The organism is Mammaliicoccus fleurettii (assembly GCF_002018435.1).
GTDB classification, from domain to species: Bacteria; Bacillota; Bacilli; order Staphylococcales; family Staphylococcaceae; genus Mammaliicoccus; species Mammaliicoccus fleurettii.
The window spans coordinates 1-18,238 of the sequence record NZ_MWJM01000024.1; the positions used below are offsets into that span (position 1 = coordinate 1).

The 18,238-nt window shown below is 30.5% G+C and carries 17 protein-coding genes; 12 read left to right on the top strand and 5 right to left on the bottom strand.

From position 1 onward, the window contains the following. Nucleotides 1-226: 226 nt before the first annotated feature. Entirely contained in the window at nucleotides 227-1,960 is a 1,734-nt protein-coding gene (locus B2G86_RS12280) for a pyruvate oxidase (RefSeq protein WP_078358477.1), read from the bottom strand. 162 nt (nucleotides 1,961-2,122) lie between these two features. Between B2G86_RS12280 and sgtB the strand changes: the two genes are divergently transcribed. The 5 genes from sgtB to B2G86_RS12305 all read left to right on the top strand — a co-directional run bounded on the left by sgtB (nucleotide 2,123) and on the right by B2G86_RS12305 (nucleotide 6,475). Next, nucleotides 2,123-2,941: a monofunctional peptidoglycan glycosyltransferase SgtB gene (gene sgtB / locus B2G86_RS12285; protein WP_078358478.1), complete on the top strand. Its 819-nt coding sequence runs from the start codon at nucleotides 2,123-2,125 to the stop codon at nucleotides 2,939-2,941. 83 nt (nucleotides 2,942-3,024) lie between these two features. Next, nucleotides 3,025-3,828, top strand: a complete 804-nt coding sequence (gene recX, locus B2G86_RS12290; RefSeq protein WP_078358479.1) for a recombination regulator RecX — start codon at nucleotides 3,025-3,027, stop codon at nucleotides 3,826-3,828. Further along, a complete protein-coding gene (locus B2G86_RS12295; RefSeq protein WP_078358480.1) occupies nucleotides 3,821-4,138 on the top strand; it encodes a YfhH family protein in 318 nt (105 codons plus the stop codon). Before recX ends, B2G86_RS12295 begins: the two co-directional genes overlap by 8 nt. 12 nt (nucleotides 4,139-4,150) lie before the next feature. Continuing rightward, entirely contained in the window at nucleotides 4,151-5,698 is a 1,548-nt protein-coding gene (locus tag B2G86_RS12300; RefSeq protein ID WP_078358481.1) for an ABC transporter ATP-binding protein, read from the top strand. 9 nt (nucleotides 5,699-5,707) lie between these two features. Further along, nucleotides 5,708-6,475, top strand: coding sequence for an ABC transporter permease (locus tag B2G86_RS12305; protein WP_078358482.1), 768 nt, complete (start codon nucleotides 5,708-5,710; stop codon nucleotides 6,473-6,475). An 81-nt stretch (nucleotides 6,476-6,556) separates the two neighbouring features. Here the strand turns inward: B2G86_RS12305 and B2G86_RS12310 are convergent, their stop codons facing one another. Further along, nucleotides 6,557-7,531: a metal-dependent hydrolase gene (locus tag B2G86_RS12310; RefSeq protein WP_078358483.1), complete on the bottom strand. Its 975-nt coding sequence runs from the start codon at nucleotides 7,529-7,531 to the stop codon at nucleotides 6,557-6,559. 93 nt (nucleotides 7,532-7,624) lie between these two features. On the opposite strand from B2G86_RS12310, the gene mutY reads away from it, so the two are divergent. The 4 genes from mutY to B2G86_RS12330 all read left to right on the top strand — a co-directional run bounded on the left by mutY (nucleotide 7,625) and on the right by B2G86_RS12330 (nucleotide 12,751). Then, nucleotides 7,625-8,656: an A/G-specific adenine glycosylase gene (mutY, locus tag B2G86_RS12315; protein WP_078358484.1), complete on the top strand. Its 1,032-nt coding sequence runs from the start codon at nucleotides 7,625-7,627 to the stop codon at nucleotides 8,654-8,656. 81 nt (nucleotides 8,657-8,737) lie between these two features. Next, entirely contained in the window at nucleotides 8,738-9,286 is a 549-nt protein-coding gene (ntdP, locus tag B2G86_RS12320) for a nucleoside tri-diphosphate phosphatase (RefSeq protein ID WP_078358485.1), read from the top strand. 67 nt (nucleotides 9,287-9,353) lie between these two features. Continuing rightward, nucleotides 9,354-11,093, top strand: a complete 1,740-nt coding sequence (locus B2G86_RS12325) for an ABC transporter ATP-binding protein (protein WP_078358486.1) — start codon at nucleotides 9,354-9,356, stop codon at nucleotides 11,091-11,093. 65 nt (nucleotides 11,094-11,158) lie between these two features. Further along, nucleotides 11,159-12,751 carry an FMN-binding glutamate synthase family protein gene (locus tag B2G86_RS12330; protein ID WP_078358487.1) on the top strand — a complete coding sequence of 531 codons (1,593 nt, stop codon included), beginning with the start codon at nucleotides 11,159-11,161 and terminating at the stop codon, nucleotides 12,749-12,751. Between the two features lie 67 nt (nucleotides 12,752-12,818). Here the strand turns inward: B2G86_RS12330 and B2G86_RS12335 are convergent, their stop codons facing one another. Together B2G86_RS12335 and B2G86_RS12340 are read right to left on the bottom strand one after the other, a co-directional pair. Continuing rightward, nucleotides 12,819-13,913, bottom strand: a complete 1,095-nt coding sequence (locus tag B2G86_RS12335) for an FUSC family protein (protein WP_078358488.1) — start codon at nucleotides 13,911-13,913, stop codon at nucleotides 12,819-12,821. A 95-nt stretch (nucleotides 13,914-14,008) separates the two neighbouring features. Beyond that, complete coding sequence (locus B2G86_RS12340; RefSeq protein WP_078358489.1) at nucleotides 14,009-15,295, bottom strand: glutamate-1-semialdehyde 2,1-aminomutase; 1,287 nt, start codon at nucleotides 15,293-15,295, stop codon at nucleotides 14,009-14,011. A gap of 84 nt (nucleotides 15,296-15,379) precedes the next feature. On the opposite strand from B2G86_RS12340, the gene bcp reads away from it, so the two are divergent. The 3 genes from bcp to perR all read left to right on the top strand — a co-directional run bounded on the left by bcp (nucleotide 15,380) and on the right by perR (nucleotide 17,328). Next, complete coding sequence (gene bcp / locus B2G86_RS12345; RefSeq protein WP_078358490.1) at nucleotides 15,380-15,838, top strand: thioredoxin-dependent thiol peroxidase; 459 nt, start codon at nucleotides 15,380-15,382, stop codon at nucleotides 15,836-15,838. A 5-nt stretch (nucleotides 15,839-15,843) separates the two neighbouring features. Beyond that, nucleotides 15,844-16,797 carry a phosphoglycerate dehydrogenase gene (locus B2G86_RS12350; RefSeq protein ID WP_078358493.1) on the top strand — a complete coding sequence of 318 codons (954 nt, stop codon included), beginning with the start codon at nucleotides 15,844-15,846 and terminating at the stop codon, nucleotides 16,795-16,797. 78 nt (nucleotides 16,798-16,875) lie between these two features. Beyond that, entirely contained in the window at nucleotides 16,876-17,328 is a 453-nt protein-coding gene (perR, locus tag B2G86_RS12355) for a peroxide-responsive transcriptional repressor PerR (RefSeq protein WP_078358491.1), read from the top strand. A gap of 25 nt (nucleotides 17,329-17,353) precedes the next feature. On the opposite strand, the gene B2G86_RS12360 is transcribed toward perR, so the two are convergent. Next, nucleotides 17,354-17,794, bottom strand: coding sequence for a YgzB family protein (locus B2G86_RS12360; protein WP_078358492.1), 441 nt, complete (start codon nucleotides 17,792-17,794; stop codon nucleotides 17,354-17,356). Nucleotides 17,795-18,238 lie beyond the last annotated feature (444 nt).

Here is an 18,238-nt window from a genome sequence, read left to right on the forward strand (position 1 = left end):
TTTCTTAGTCGATTACATTGTACTAAAGTGAGCTATATATGGCTCTTATTTTATTACACAATTATATGGACATATTCGTAAGAGGTGCTGTAAGGGACATAATTCTGAGAAATGTCCGTAACGGAGCAACCTATGCACCACAATTCGGAATTCTGCCACTAAAGCCAAACTTTAGACTCATACAAAAAAGTGCGGTTCGCGTCACATGTGAACCGCACTGCTTTATTTAGAAGAATCTTCTTATGATTGTTTTAAGAGGTGGCATTTTTTCGAGTCTGTTTTCTTCCATTGCTGTTCTTATTTCAAATTTTGCATATCCTTTAGCTTCATCCCATATGATTTTACCTGGGAGTGGAGCAGCGTCTGGATCTACTTTTACATTTATAACAACTGGTTTATTTGCATGTTTAGCTTTCTCTAATGTTGGTGCTAAATCTTCTACAGTTGCCACGTTATAACCAATACCACCACAGCTGTCTGCGAATTTAGCGAAATCAATATCACCTAAATCGATTGCATATTCTAGTTCACCGGCTGATTGTTGTTCATATTTTATGAATGATAATTCTTGGTTATTAAGTACAACTACAATAATTGGTAGTTTATAGTTAACAGCTGTAACGAAGTCTTGCATGACCATTGCGAAACCACCATCACCAGCTATAGCAATTGCTTGTTTATCTGGGTATGCTATTTTACTTGCGATAACACCTGGTAAGGCACATCCCATTGTTCCAAGCCAAGATGATGTAATGAATTGATGATTATGACCTAATTGTAAATATCTTGTACTCCATACTGTAGAAGTTCCGACATCAACAGAAAATACAGTGTCATCATTAGAGATTTTTTCAATCTCTGACATTAATAGTTCTGGTCTTATTGGTAAACTCTTATTATTACGATCTTCATCTAACCATTTATTCCAACTCTTCATATTTTGCTGACAGGCTTTAAGGAATTTACGGTCATCAACTTTATTACTTGCTAAAGTTAATGCTGCTAAGACATTTTTTGTATCTCCTATTAAGCCTACATCTACATTAAATCTGTTACCGATATTATTTTTGTTGATATCGATTTGAATACAAGGGATATCTTTGTCTGGTAAGTAATCTACATATGGATAATTAGTTCCGACTAGTATTAAGAGATCTGCATCTTTTGAAGCTTCAAAGGCTGGTTTAGTACCAATTTTACCTAAGTTCCCCATGAAGTTAGGGTGCTTATCAGGAATAATACCTTTTGCTGGTAATGTTATAAGTCCTGGTGCATCTATATGATCTATAAATTCTAACAGTTCATTTTTAGCGTTTTTTGCACCGGCACCAGTTAACACAACTGGTTTTTTACTATTGTTAATTAATTCTGCTGCTTTAGAGATATCTTCATCTTTAGCAAAAGTTACTGCATTTTCAAATCTATATTTTTCTCTTGGTACGTTATCTTCAATTTTTTCGCCTAAAATATCACTTGGAATAGTTAATACTGCTACACCTTTTTTAGCGTAAGCTGTCTTGATTGCTTCATCAACAATTTCGTGAACATTTTCAGCAGAGTCTAATTGTTTATTATAAACTGCTACATCTTCAAAAAGAGCTGTTAGATTAACTTCTTGGAAATATTTTGTGCCTAATAATTTAGAATCGGTTTGTCCAGCCAATACAAGCATAGGTACGTTGTCCATTTTTGCGTCATACATACCATTTAACATATGTATCGCTCCTGGACCTCCTATACTTAAAGCAACAGCTAATTTGCCAGTTAATTTGGCATAGCTACTTGCTGCTAATGTGGCAACCTCTTCGTGTCTAACGTCATAGAATTTAATGTTATCTTCTTCTGTTTTTAAGGCATCTACTACTTTATCTATAGAATCACCAGGAATGCCATAAACATGGTCAATCTGCCAATTTTTTAAAACTTGTACAAGTGCATTATTTGCTTTAATTTTTGCCATTTAAAATTCCTCCTCATGTTTAATGTATACCCGAATAGGCTAAAAGTTATACTTCAATATAAGACTCTGGACTGATTTTAATGATTTTAAGTAAAAAGAAGTGTTTAAAATACATATTACAAGCTATAATGATGTAAGAAATACTAATAAGGGAGAATAAAGATGGGTCTATTTAGCAAAAAAAAGAATGATATTCCACAACCTAATTCTCAAGAAGAAGTTCAATATAGACGATATCAACACTATTATCAAGAACCTGTACAACCGAGAAAAAGAAAAAGGGGATCAAAGCTGTTTCTCTTTATAGCAATATTAATTATACTTGTTATTGCATTCTATTTAGCAGTAATGTATATGTGGTCAAGAACTTCTGATGTAGATGAATTAGTTAAAATAGAAGATAAATCAGCATTTGTTCAAGTTGAAGATATGCCTGACTATACTAAAAATGCTTTTGTTGCCGTTGAAGATAAAAGATTTTACGATCATGAAGGTATAGATTTAAGAGGTGTGTCTAGAGCACTTGCAGTTAGTTTGAAAAATGGACAATTAACACAAGGTGGTAGTACCATCACCCAACAAGTCGTGAAAAATTATTTTTACTCTAATGAAACGCAATTAACAAGAAAAGTTAAAGAAATGTTTGTTGCGAAACGTGTAGAAGGTAAATATAGCAAAAATAATATTTTAAGTTATTACGTAAATAATATTTACTTTGGAGAAAATAATTATACTATTGAAGAGGCTGCAAATTATTACTTCGGTGCAACTGTAGATAAAAACAATCCGAACTTACCTCAAGTTTCAGTATTACAAAGTGCTATACTAGCAAGTGTTGTTAATGCACCATCTAACTTTGATATTAACAATATAAGTGATAGTTATATGACGAGAATAAAAACTACTCTAGAAAAAATGAAACAACAGAACTATATTACTGATTCTGAGTATACACAAGCTATAAATGAATTAAACCAATAATAAAACACACTGAGTTAAGTGATTAAACTTTTAAACTCAGTGTGTTTTATTGTATCCTATTAATATGTGTGGAGGGATGTAAAGTGCTTAAAATTACTAAAATAGAAGTACAGAAGAAAAATAAAGAACGTTTGAATTTATTTATTAATGATGAATTTGAAATGGGTATTGATCAAGCTACATACATCTACTTTAACTTAAGGAAAGATTTAGAAATAACTAAAAGTAAGTTGCAAGAAATAAAAGATTATGATCAATATAGACAGGCATTAAATCAAGCAATTATATATTTGTCACATAAAAAAAGAACGACACATGAAGTTGAAAAATACTTAGCAGAAAAAGAGTACTCCATAGAATTGATTTCTCAAGTTATAGATTATTGTAAATCAAATAAATACATAAACCACGAAGATTATATTGAAAGTCTAAAAAATACAATATTAAAGACAACTGATAAAGGTCCGGACCATTTCGAAAGAGTAGCAAAAGAAAAAGGACTTGAACCAGAATTGATTTTTACTTATAAAGAAAAATTCGAATTGGAAATGTCTGAAGATAGAATACCTAATATTGCTAAAAAAATAATGCAAAAAAAGAAACAGCCTCCAAATCGACTTAAACAAACAATCGTGCAAACTTTGCAACAAAGAGGCTATGCATTTTCACTAATTAATGAGCATTTAACTGATTTAAATATTGAACCCACATCTGATGATGTAGAAAATATTTTGATGAAAGATTTAGAAAAGGTATATAATAAATATCAAAAGAAATATAATGGATATGAACTCAAATCTCATGTCATTCAAGCTTTAGTGAGAAAAGGGTATACATTTGATATGATTAATGACAAATTAAGAGAAAGTGGTATTGTAGATGAATAACGAAAAGAAATTAGTAGAAATGAATGAATTTGAACTTAAAAATGTAATCGCTGAATATAGGGAAAAGATGAGAAAATCAGAAATGATGGGTATACTTAATGAATATGAAGTATATAAAAGAAAAGCGCTCATAGCAGAAAGTTACCTTGTAGATACTTCGAAAATTGAAATTGGAAAAGTATATGGTTTAGTAGGTGACACACCGAGTTACTTTAAAGTTGAACGTATTAAAGGCGTATTTGCTTGGGGATTTAGATTAAAAGGTTCAAAAATTGAAGAAGGCATTCCTGTAAGTCTTCTACAACTATAATGGTGGTGCAGAATGACACAGCAAATATTACTAAGAGTTGTAAACGCAACTAAATATTACTATGAAAATAAACAACAAAATAAATTTAAATCATTATTTAAATTAAAACATTTAGATAAAAATATTGTGTTAAAGAATGTAACTGTTCATTTATATAGAGGTGAAGTTCTAGGAATTATTGGTGATCATGAATCAGGTAAAGAAATGATTAGTAAACTGATGATTAAAGAAGTTGCACCTAACTTAGGAAAAGTAACAAATAAAGAACAAACATTTTTAGCAGACGTTACTCATAAAGCTAATGATCATCAAACACTTAATGAATTGGTAATTCGGACATTGAGCTTATCAGGAGTTAAATTAGAAGATATCTCAACAATTCAGAAGCAGATTTTAAGCTTTGCTAAGTTAACAGATAAAGGGATAAAGACTTGTAAAGAAATAAACGAAACAGAATATGCACAATTATTAGTTAGTATTGCCAAGTATATGAGACCTACAGTAGCTATTTTCACTAATATTATTCAATATTTAGATGAATCATTTCAAAAAAAATTCAATGAATTTTTGAATGAACAAAAAGAATACGATAGAGCAGCTGTATTAATAGATGATCATCTACATTCAATTGAAAAAATGAGTAATTATCTTATTTGGTTAACGTATGGTCAAGTAAGAAAAGAAGGTACCGTAAATGAAGTATTAGGTGCTTATCGTGATTATCAAATGAAATATAATCAAATTCAAGACAAAAATCAAAAAGAATTATATGATCTAAAATGGAAAATCGATAAACAAGAATTACCTGTAGCACGTGGTGAAGGTTATAAAAGGATGCGTAAATATCAATATGGTAGAATTCCGAAATCCATTGAAAAAACAATAGTATATGCTATTACATTTATAATTGGAGCAGTATTTGCAGCATTTTTTATGTTTATAGGAGTTGGAAGTTCACCGACAGATAAAGATGTAGCTACGAAGCAAGTTATTACAACGAATAGTGAACCTAAATACATAGATAAATCAGCATATGTACTTTCTTTAAAGCATGATACTTTACTAACACCTTCATCAAAAGGAAATAAAGTAAAAATTCCACAGTATAGCTTTTTAGATGTTACTGGTGAGAATCAATCAAACTACAGACTTGAAGTAGATAATAAAGCATATATATCTAAGAAAAACAATTTGTATTACTTTAATCCAGCAGGACTTTATGAGGATGTTGACTGGTCAGAATTAGAAGACTATGTTGATGGAAGTTATTTAAACTATATAGATTTTTATAATAGCTTTATGCATCAAGATCATAAGAAAGTTTCAGAAACGATAAATGCTGATAAATCAAATCGTTTCAATGAGCAGATGGAAGGCCAAAACGTGCATATGGTGTTCAATAGTGATAATGAATTAACTGGATTTACTTTTGATATTAAAGATAAGCAAAAGTTAATTAAAAAATTTAATATTTCAAGTGATACTTGGGTAGTAAAATCAAAAGACGGTTATATGATAGCAGATTTAGTAGAAAATAAATGGATATTTATTCAATTGTAGGAGGACTTTATGAACGAATTATTTGAACAGCATATTAAACATTTTCCACATATGATCAAATATTGCTTCTTTGAAGTTAAAAATCATTATAAATATTATTTGTCTGCTTTTGCTATTATGTTACTTCTATTATTAATTACTTATTTTAAACTGTTCGTTACTGATGCAATAGATGTGCAACAATCAACTTCTTATTTTAAATTAGTAGGACTTTTTGCTTATATGTGGATATTTTTATCGCTCTTTAATTCTGAAAAGACAGTTAGAAAACAAGGGGCATTGTACAAACGGTTGTCAGTACCATATTACGTAGGTGCCTCATCACAAGTGTTATTAACGATGCTTATGTTCTTAATAGTCGTGACTTTGACAGGTATTGTTTCAACAAGTACTACAAACATTATAGAAATCAATCATTTAGGTTTCTTTTATTATTTAGTTATGGCTTATATTTTACTAGTGCCAATTGCTTCTATTATTGGATTGCTTGGTAAGTATTTATATTCCGCTAGATTCGTCGTTTTCGGATTATTAATATTATTGCTGTTTATAGTGCCAATCTTGTATGTACCTAATAACATGTATGCAGTATGGGTAAATGTATTAAAATTGAATCCACTATTTTATATTATTAATGGTTTTCAACAATCAATGATTCTTGGAAATGATTCAGTCACGAACTTACCTTATCACATACTCTTTTACTTTGAAGTAGCATTTATCTACTTATTCTGGATAAATATTAATAGAGCATATAAAACAAGATACTTTGAATAGAATATTGATATTAGTAAATTAATTAAATTCAAAAACCCTCTCAATCCAATAAATGTCGGATTGAGAGGGTTTTTATGTCTATTATATTTCTAGCTTTTTCATTAATTTTTCTTCGGTAAATACCCATCCAATATAAGAAGTAGTGACTTTCATATCATCATCTAAATGCAATATTGCCACAAATGGATAGTGGCCATTTTTTAAATATCTTAAATCGATAAATCTAAGTTCAGTTGTTTTTTTATCAATTCTAGTAACTTCCCAGCGATAAATAGAACTAAAACTTAAAAATGATCTTAAATTTTTATCATATTTTGCATATGCCATTATATAATCATTAGGAAATGATTGTCTTTTAAATACATCATTAAAAGCAACATTTCGACCATAACTTCGTCCTACATAATCATGTGTTTCTGTTTGTATAGCTATACGCCACTCCATAAATTTAATTGTAGGCGCAACAAATATTTTTACAGGATTATGCTCTTGTTGTATTTGTTTTAGTGCTTGATTCTTAATGGCTTTTTGTAACATGAAACGGACTACATAATAAAAAGCTAACAATAAATATAATGTTCCAAAGGCTAATCCAGGATGAACACCAAGTGTCCAAAATAAAATGGCAATTAAGTGTGCAACGAAAATAATAGGATCAAATGTATTAATAATACTTAATTGGATCCACTTATTGGATATGGGTCTGAGTGCTTGTGTACCATATGAATTAAAAATATCTACAAAAACATGAAAGAATACAGCAAACTGTGTCCATAACCAAATATGCAATACATCTACATTTGGAAAAATAACAAAAATTAGAAATGTTAATATCAAGGGCCATAATAATGTAAAAGGAATTGAGTGTGTTATACCTCTATGGTTTTTAACATAAACAGCATTATTTTTAAATTTTAAAACTGTGTCAATATCAGGTATTTGTGAACCAACCATTATACCAGTCGCCACTGCGGCAAATGTAGGTGTAACATTAGGATCCAATGTTGCAATACCAGTTAAAGCAACACCCATGACAACGTGTGTACCAGTATCCATAAAAATCACCACTTTACTTTAATCTATATGATATATATTATATATCATAAGTACGGTAATCTGAAAGCAATTCACAAGAAAGTAGTGTCATAGATGATAGAAAAGAATGAATTCAAAGATGATTTGCTTAACTGGTTTCATGAAAATAAGAGACAAATGCCTTGGAGAGAAACCAATAATCCTTATTACATTTGGTTAAGTGAAGTTATGTTACAACAAACACAAGTAAATACTGTAAGACCATATTACAATGCTTTTATAGATAGATTCCCAACAATTCAAGAATTGAGTAATGCTAAAGAAGAAGATGTTTTGAAATATTGGGAAGGACTTGGCTATTATTCAAGGGTTAGAAATTTTCATGAAGCAGTTAAAGAAGTCCAAAATGAATATAATGGAATTGTTCCTGATAATCCAGATGAATTTAAAAAATTAAAAGGAGTCGGACCATATACAAATGCAGCAGTTATGAGTATTGTTTACAATCACCCTATACCAGCTGTTGATGGAAATGTATTACGTGTATGGAGTAGGTTAACTTGCAATCAACAAGATATAGCGTTACCTAAGACGAAAAAAGATTTTGAAGAAGAGTTGCAACCATTTGTAAAAACCGAATCCGGTGATTTTAATCAAGCAATGATGGAATTAGGTGCTACGATATGTACACCTAAGAAAACGCTATGCATAATGTGTCCAGTACAAAACCATTGTTTAGCATTTGCTAAAGGACAAGTATCTGAATTACCAGTTAAAAAGAAAAAAGTGAAGAAAAAAACTATTGAGTATTCAGTGCTCTATATAACGAATAATGACGGAGAAATTCTAGTACGTCAAAGAGATACAAAATTATTAAATGGTATGTGGGAATTTCCAATGTTCGATGCTGAAGATAGCATACATACAATTGAGGAAGAACTTGAAGCGGTTATAGATGTTCAACAAGAACCAATGTTTACAACTAAACATATATTTACACACATGACATGGAACATGAAAATATATAGAGCATATACTCAGAAAAATAACTTTGAGCATCCTTATAAATGGATAAAAAAAGATGATAAAGATAGTTTGTCATTCTCAACTTCCATGACTAAAATTTTTAATAAAGTAAATGAGTAAATTAATAATAAACATAATTTTAGCTTATTTATTTAAATATGATATAATAACTTGGTAAATATTTAAAAGGTGGTGTGGAACATGGTCAAAGAATCCATACCAAAAGAAGGCCAGGTAATTAAAGTACAAAGTTATAAACATGATGGTAATATACATCGTGTATGGTCTGAAACAACAATTCTTAAAGGTACGAGTCATGTTATTATCGGTGGGAATAATCGAACACTCGTAACAGAAAGTGATGGCAGAACTTGGGTAACAAGGGAGCCAGCGATTGTTTATTTCCATGCAGAATATTGGTTTAATGTCATTTGTATGTTCCGTGATGATGGTGTTTATTATTATTGTAATTTATCTTCACCTTTTGTTTGTGATGAAGAAGCTATTAAATATATCGATTATGATTTAGACATCAAAGTTTATCCAAGTGGAAAGTATCATTTATTAGACGAAGATGAATATCGTCAGCATATGAAGCAAATGAATTATCCTAAAGACATTGATGTTATTCTGAGAAGAAATGTTGATATTCTTCAACAATGGATTGAACGTAAAAAGGGACCGTTTGCGCCAGATTTTATTAAAGTTTGGCAAGAAAGATTTCATTCAATTGATAGAAGGAATTCATGAGAATGAAAACGAAACAGCCTAGCAATAGCTAGGCTGTTTCGTTTGGACTATGATTGGGGGAACAGAAATGATCAAAAGGTATTTACAATTCGTTAAACCATATAAATGGCATATTGTAGGTACGATTATCATTGGGATTTTAAAATTTGGAATTCCGTTGTTGCTTCCATTATTAATAAAATATGTAATTGATGACGTTATAAATAATGGAGCATTATCAGTTGGTCAAAAAACAGAAAAATTGGCCTATGCGATGTTAATTATGGGATTTATCTTTGTGGTTTTAAGACCACCAATAGAATATTTCAGACAATATTTAGCGCAATGGACATCAAATAAAATCCTCTATGATATTCGAAAAAAATTATATACACATTTACAAGCACTCAGCTCGAGATTCTATTCTAATAATAAAGCAGGAGAAATAATATCTCGTGTAATCAATGACGTTGAACAAACAAAAGACTTTATTCTTACTGGTTTGATGAATGTCTGGTTAGACTTAGTTACTATCGTAATTGCTTTAAGTATTATGTTTGTGCTAGATGTCAAACTTACTTTTACAGCAATTGCAATATTCCCGTTATTTATTTTTAGCATTTATTATTTCTTCGGCAGATTACGTAGTCTTACGAGAAGAAGATCTCAAAGTTTAGCAGAACTTCAAGGATTTTTACATGAACGTGTTTCTGGCATGTCTGTTATTAAAAGTTTTGCTATAGAAAAAAATGAAGAAGAAAGATTCGACAAAAGAAACCAAAACTTCTTAACAAAAGCAACTGACCATACTAAATGGAATGCTAAATCTTTCGCTGTTATTAATACTGTTACAGATATTGGACCATTACTCGTTGTAGGTGTAGGTGGGCTACTAGTTATTCAAGGTAATTTAACAGTAGGTACATTAGCTGCATTTGTTGCATACTTAGAACAATTATATGGACCATTAAGAAGATTAGTTGCGTCATCAACAACCTTAACGCAAAGTATCGCTTCTATGGATAGAGTATTTCATTTGTTTGATGAAAAGTATGATGTAAAAAATGAAGATGATGCACAAAATATTAACATTAAAGAAGGACATATTTCTTTTGAAAATGTTTCATTCAAATACAATGAATATGAAGACGAGGTACTTACTGACATTAACCTTGATATTCAAAAAGGTGAGACAGTTGCCTTTGTAGGTATGAGTGGTGGAGGTAAATCCACCTTGATCAGTTTATTACCTAGATTTTATGATGTGACTAAAGGAAGTATCAGCATTGATAATCATAATGTAAAAGATTTCACGACTGAAAGCCTTAGAAATCAAGTAGGTATGGTTGAACAAGATAATATTCTTTTCTCTGATTCAATAAAAGAGAATATTTTATTAGGTAAACCAGATGCTACTGACGAAGAAGTCATCGCAGCTAGTAAAAAAGCTAATGCACATGATTTTATTGTATCTTTACCTAATGGTTACGATACCGAAGTTGGTGAACGAGGCGTAAAACTATCAGGTGGACAAAAACAACGTGTTTCAATCGCTAGAATCTTCCTTAATAATCCTCCAGTTCTAGTACTTGATGAAGCTACAAGTGCGCTAGATTTAGAGAGTGAAAAAATCATTCAAGATGCTTTAGAAATATTGAGTTCAGAAAGAACAACACTAATTGTTGCACATAGATTATCAACTATTACCCACGCTGACAAAATTGTAGTGATTCAAAATGGTCAAATTGATGAAGTTGGATCACATAAAGAATTAATGCAAGCTAAAGGTAGTTATTATAACTTATACAATATTCAATCCTTCGGGTAAAATTACAATCCTTCTTACTCTATGCTATTATTAATTTAATAGAGATAGAATAAGGGGGATTTTTTATGACATTTTTAAGCATATTGCAACTGATTGTGAATGTTTTATTTTTTGTAATCATTATAGGTGGATTGATTACATGCATAACGATTTACATTATAGATAAAAGGCAAAAAAATCACAGTGTATTAAGAAATTATCCTTTATTAGGAAGAGTTAGATACTTTTTAGAAATGATAGGACCTGAATTACGTCAATATCTTATATTAAATGATAACGACGGCAAACCATTTTCTAGAAAACAATATTTAAATATCGTTATGCCCGGAAAATATAAAAGCAGAATCGAAAGTTTTGGTTCATTAAGAAAATTTGAAGAACCTGGGTTTTATTTGCAAAATGCTATGTTTCCTGTAGATTATGACGAATTAGAAATTAACCAAGAAGAGTTAATGACTACATATGTTTATAATATTTCGAATGAAGGTCTTTTTGAGCGAAAAGAAAAACAAATACAACAAGAAGTAGAACCTTATAAATTAACACATAATAATGAAATAATAATTGGGGAGAACTTGAAATATCCCTTTAAAGTTAAAAGGTTAGTAGGACAGTCCGGTATGAGTTATGGTGCATTAGGTAAAAATGCAATAACAGCACTATCAAAAGGTCTAGGAAGAAGTGGTTCTTGGATGAATACTGGAGAAGGTGGTTTAAGCAAACATCATTTAGCAGGAGATTGCGATATCATCTTTCAAATTGGACCAGGTCTATTTGGTGTTAGAGATAAAGAAGGTAACTTTGATGAAGAAGAATTTATTGAAAAAGCCAATATTGATCAAGTTAAAGCATTTGAATTAAAATTAGCCCAAGGTGCTAAAACAAGAGGGGGACATATTGAAGGAGCAAAAGTTACAGAAGAAATTGCGGAAATTAGAAACGTAACGCCGTTTGAGACAGTGAACTCACCTAATAGGTTTGAATTTTTGCATAACAACAAAGAGTTATTAGAATTTGTAGATAAATTAAGAACATTATCTAATAAACCTGTTGGAATTAAAATTGTTGTAGGTAATATAAATGATTTAAAAGTACTGATTCACGAAATGGTTTCTACAAACATTATTCCAGATTTTATAACGGTAGATGGTGGAGAAGGTGGAACTGGAGCAACTTATCAAGAATTGGTTGATACTGTAGGATTACCACTCTTTACTGCATTGCCAATATTAGATGTAGAATTAAAAAGACAAAAGATAAGAGATAAAGTAAAAGTATTTGCTTCAGGAAAATTAATCACGCCTGACCAAATAGCGATAGCATTAGGTTTAGGTGCTGACCTAGTAAATGTAGCAAGAAGTTTAATGATTAATGTAGGATGTATAATGGCACAACAATGTCATACTAATAATTGTCCAGTTGGCGTAGCTACAACAGACCCTAAAAAAGAAACAGCATTAGTCGTTTCAGAAAAAGAATATAGAGTTTCAAATTATATTGTTAGTTTACATGAAGGGCTGTTTAATTTAGCAGCTGCAGTAGGAGTGAAAAGTCCAACCCAACTCAATGAAAAACATTTATTATATAGAAGTTATAATGGAGATTTGATGAATATCATACAGTACAAGAAATATCTATATAAACAAGACTTAGTATAAATAGAACTCGAAAGAAGTGTTCATCTATAAACTAAAAACAACCCACCATTGATTTGGCGGGTTGTTTTTATAGGTCGAAATCTTCATCTTCAATTTTTATTTCACTATCATCAGGGTGATATTTAAAGTAACTAGATGATAGTTTTTCTAAATGTAATATAGTAGCTTTATAATCTAGCATTGCTGATAGGACTTGCATAACATTCTCAATATAATAGTCTTCTTGATTTGGATTATCTGTAATATCTTTTATAAAGATTTTGATTAAATCTTCTTTATAAGGTTCAACTAAATAATCAGGAACTTGGTCAACTTCATGTTTAGCATTTTGGGATATTCTAACCAATATCTGCTCATGTTGTGCCATCAGTTCATCAAGTTCAAATTTTATTTGGACTTTTATATCATCATTTAAATTATGGATATCATTTTCATAGCGATTCATTTTTCTTAAAACTTCATATGCTCTTCGTGTTGCTGCAATTATTTCTTTGAAAAGGATCTTTTTACGCATTTGAGCAAAAGATTGCTTTTTAGTGTAGGCTCTTTCTTCTTTATAATAAAGATAGAATTGTTCAAGCTTTACTATTCGAGTTCTAATATTCTCTAAGTCTTGTTTTACATAATGAAATTCAGTTGTTCCATTCAAGACTAATCTAAACCATTTGAATATATCTGTTGATATGTTCAATGAATTATAATACATTTTCGTTTCAAATTTAGGTGGTAGAAATGTGAAGTTAACTATAAATGCACTAAGTACACCAATCATTACTAATACAAATCGGTAAAATGCTGATATATAGAAATCTCCTTCATGATGCCCAAGTATAATTAGAGCTGTAACAACTGCTAAGTTTGAAACGTGTTGTAGGTTAAACTTGTATAATATTGAAATAATGATAATTGCTGTTAAACCAATAAATACAACATGGTTACCGAATATAGAAAATATTGTAACAGCAGTTATTGCACCAATAACATTACCTTGAAATTGCTCTACTATCGTTTTAAATGAGCGATAGACGCTTGGCTGCATTGCAACCATTGCAGCTACACCAGCTATTGAAGTTATCATTGCTGGCCCTGGCAGTAAATTTGCTAGAAATATTGCTAGGACAATCGCGATACCAGTTTTAAAAATTCTTGCCCCAAATTTCATAGAACCATTCCTTTTAGTTATTAAAACAGAGTTGTAACAAATATCACAAGCCTAGTATATATTGTTTATACATCGTTTTTAATAACTTTTCAAGTTTATAGTTGAGAAAATGCATGATCAACAGCAATTAATGTCTGTTTTATGTCTGATTCAGTGTGTTCAGTAGTTAAAAACCATGCTTCATATTTAGAAGGAGCCAAATTAATACCTTGGTATAACATTGCTTTAAAGAATTTGGCGAATTTTTCACCGTCAGTATTTTCAGCTTGTACATAGTTTTCTATTTTTTCATCTGTAAAGTAAAGCGTTAGCGCACCTTTAACTCGATTAACTGTAGCTTGAACGTTATGCTTTTGAATTAATTCTAGCAATCCTTCTTCAAGCTGTTGACCTAATTGGTCTAATTTTTCATATACACCCGGTTGTTCTAAGATTTCTAACAATGCGATACCAGCTCTCATAGATAATGGGTTTCCAGCCATTGTACCTGCTTGATATGCAGGACCCAGTGGAGCGACATGTTCCATTATTTCTTGTCTTCCGCCATAAGCACCAATTGGTAATCCACCACCGATGACTTTACCAAAAGCTGTTAAGTCTGGATAAACACCTAATAAATCTTGAGCAGCACCATAATGGAATCGGAATGCCGTGATAACTTCATCATAAATAACTAATCCACCATGTTCGTGAGTGATGTCATTTACAGCTTCTAAAAAGCCTTCTTTAGGTTCAACCATACCAAAATTACCTACAATTGGTTCAACTAATACACCAGCAACTTGATCTCCCCAATGATCCATAGCTTCTTTAAATGCATCAATGTCATTAAAAGGTACAGTTATAACTTCTTGTGCAACACTTTTAGGAACACCAGCTGAATCTGGAGTACCTAGTTGTGAAGGACCACTACCAGCAGCTACCAGTACGAGATCTGAGTGTCCGTGATAACAGCCAGCAAATTTAATGATTTTATCGCGATTTGTAAATGCACGCGCTACTCTTATAGTAGTCATGACTGCTTCGGTACCAGAATTTACAAATCTTATTTTTTCTAATGATGGAATTGCATTACGTAATTTTTTAGCAAACGTAATTTCATATTCTGTAGGCGTACCGAATAAAACACCATCTTCAGCAGCATTTTTAATCGCTTCAGTAATATGTGGATGTGCATGTCCAGCTATGATTGGACCATATGCTTGTAAATAGTCAATGTATTTATTATCGTCTACATCGTAGAAATATGCACCTTTACCTTTTTTCATAACAACAGGTGCGCCGCCTCCAACAGCTTTGTAAGAACGAGATGGTGAATTAACACCGCCTAAAATATATTCGTCTGAAAGTGTTTGTAAATATTCACTTTTTGTAAAATTCATGATATCAACCTCTTTTAATTTAATTATTTTCATTTATATCGTATCATAAAATGAAAGAACTATCGTTTATAAGGAGTGTATATAATGATACAAATAGGTGAGAAATTTCCAAAATTCGAATTAAAAAATCAAAATGGTGAAATTGTTAATAGCGAGGATTTAAAAGGAAGTAAAACTATTATTTATTTTTATCCTAGAGATAACACACCAACTTGTACTACAGAGGCTTGTGATTTCAGAGATAATTTAGAGAGCTTTAATGATTTGAACACTAAAGTTTATGGAATTAGTGGTGATAGTGAGAAGAAACATTCTAATTTCTCAGAAAAGCATAGCTTGAATTTTGATTTGTTAGTTGATGAAGATTACAAGTTATCTGAACAAGTAGGCGTTTATCAATTAAAAAAATCGTTTGGAAAAGAATCAATGGGGATTGTTAGAACAACATTTGTTTTAGATGAAGAAGGAATAGTGATACATACGATTGAGAAAGTAAAAGTCAAAACACAAATAGAAGAATTGAAAAACATAATAAAGGGATGATAATGATGAAAGTCGTTACTTTAATGAGACTAAGAGATCAAGAAGAAAGACTGAAAGAAACATTTCCTAATATAGAGTTTACATTTTATAAGCATCCTGATGTTGCTGATGAAAAAGTGTTAGAAAAAGCAGATGTATTAGTAAGTTATCATACCGAAGTAAATGAAACATTTTTAGATAAGTGCAAAAACATTAAATTGATCGCTTGGTTTGCTACAGGTGTAAATCAATTACCTCTAGAATATATACGAGAAAGAAACATAAAATTAACTAATGCAAGAGGTGTACATGCTATACAAATAGCAGAATTCATATTTGCATATATACTGAATGATATTAAAGTGCTTAAACAATCTTATGAATCTCAAAAGAGAAAAGAGTTTAATCATAAACTTAATCCTGAATCAATAAATGATAAAACGATATTATTTATTGGAACAGGTAAAATACCACAAAGAACTGCAGAAGTTGCAAAAGCATTTAATATGAAAGTAATTGGTATAAATACAACAGGACATGAAGCACCAGGTTTTGATGAAGTATATTCTATAGAAGAAAGACGTCAAGTTTATAAAAAAGCAGATTTCGTAGTGAATGTATTACCTGAAACAGAAGATACTATACATTTGTTGAAAACAGAAGACTTTAAACAAATGAAAGATAGTACGCATTTTATTAATGTAGGTAGAGGCTCTGTTGTATCAGAAGCGGTTTTAATAGAAGCATTAGAAAACAAAGAAATAAGATATGCCTCACTAGATGTGTTTGAAGAAGAACCTTTATCACCTACATCTCAACTATATGATTTGGATAATGTGTTTATAACTGCTCACATAACAGGAAATGATAAAAATAATATAAAAAGAAGCACGGATATATTAGTTAAAAATTTAAATCTAATAAATAATGAAGATGTAGAAGGTTTATTTAATGAAGTTAAATCAAAAGCTGGATACTGATTAATTGTTTGACAAAATGCTACTAAAAGGGATATATTATAAATAATAATCATTATAAATTAGAAGGTGGGTGTAAGGATGCAACAAAATGTTGAGAATGTTGAACACATGTTAGACGATGCTATAGGTACTTTAAGAAGTACAGGTGTTAGAATTACGCCACAGCGTCAAGCGATTCTTCAATATTTAATAGAAACAGATAGTCATCCTACTGCTGATGAAATTTATCAGTCACTTTCACCACAATTTCCAAATATGAGTGTTGCTACAGTTTATAATAACTTAAAGGTTTTTAAAGAGACTGGGCTTGTTAAAGAATTAACATATGGTGATGCATCAAGTCGCTTTGATTTTGAAACACATAATCATTATCATATCATTTGTGATCAATGTGGTAAGATATCTGATTTTCATTATCCGAGGTTAGATGAAGTTGAGCAATTAGCTCAACATGTTACTAGTTTTTCAGTTACTCACCACAGAATGGAAATATATGGTGTTTGTCCAGAATGTCAAAGTAAGAATAAATAAAGAAAAAGCTAAAGGTATTTAACCTTTAGCTTTTTTTCTTTTCTTCATTAGTATCTTCTATTTCTTGTTCCTCTAACTTCTTAGATTTACGTTTGTTATTATAATCTTGATTAAATGCTTTACCTTCCAAGTTCTTATCCAAAGTAAGTGGTTGATTACAGTTTGCACAAATATCTGCACGACCTAACATTTTTGTATAATGATCACAGTTTGGACATTGAACCTGTATTGTTCGCGAACTAAGCATACCAATCCAGAAATAAACGACAAATGATAAACCAAGAGCCAGCATTCCTAGTACTAAGAAAATACTAAATACAATTTGGCTTTTGAAATAGTAAAAGAAGAATACACCTACATACATTACAATCATACCTAAAAAGATTAATCCTAATGCAAAAGATCTTATTCTGTTAATTTTACTAGTAGGTTTCTTTCGAAATAGCTTCAATTCTATTCCCTCCATACTAATTAATACTGATAAAGTATAGCATAATTTCTATTAAAATATATAGTACCTTATAAAGCGAAATAATACACAATTTTGTTTATATAAACCGTTGACGTGTTCAATATATCTTGATATTATATAAAAGTCGTCAAAACAGACAGACGAAACAAAATTAATACATTGTTAAAAAGGTTAATAAAGTGTAAATTTAACGCTTGAAATTAACTAAATAACAATGTAATATAAATTATGCAAGTTGATTGATTCGAAAAAGACATCTTGATAAGATTGGTTGATTCGAAAAAAACAAAATATTATTTTTTAAAAATAATACTTGCATTGATATTTAATAACTGGTATAATTGTTTCTTGTAGCGGTTAAAATGAACATTGAAAACTGAATGACAATATGTCAACGTTAATTCCAATAATTGAGTACTTATAGTACTTCAAAGAGTG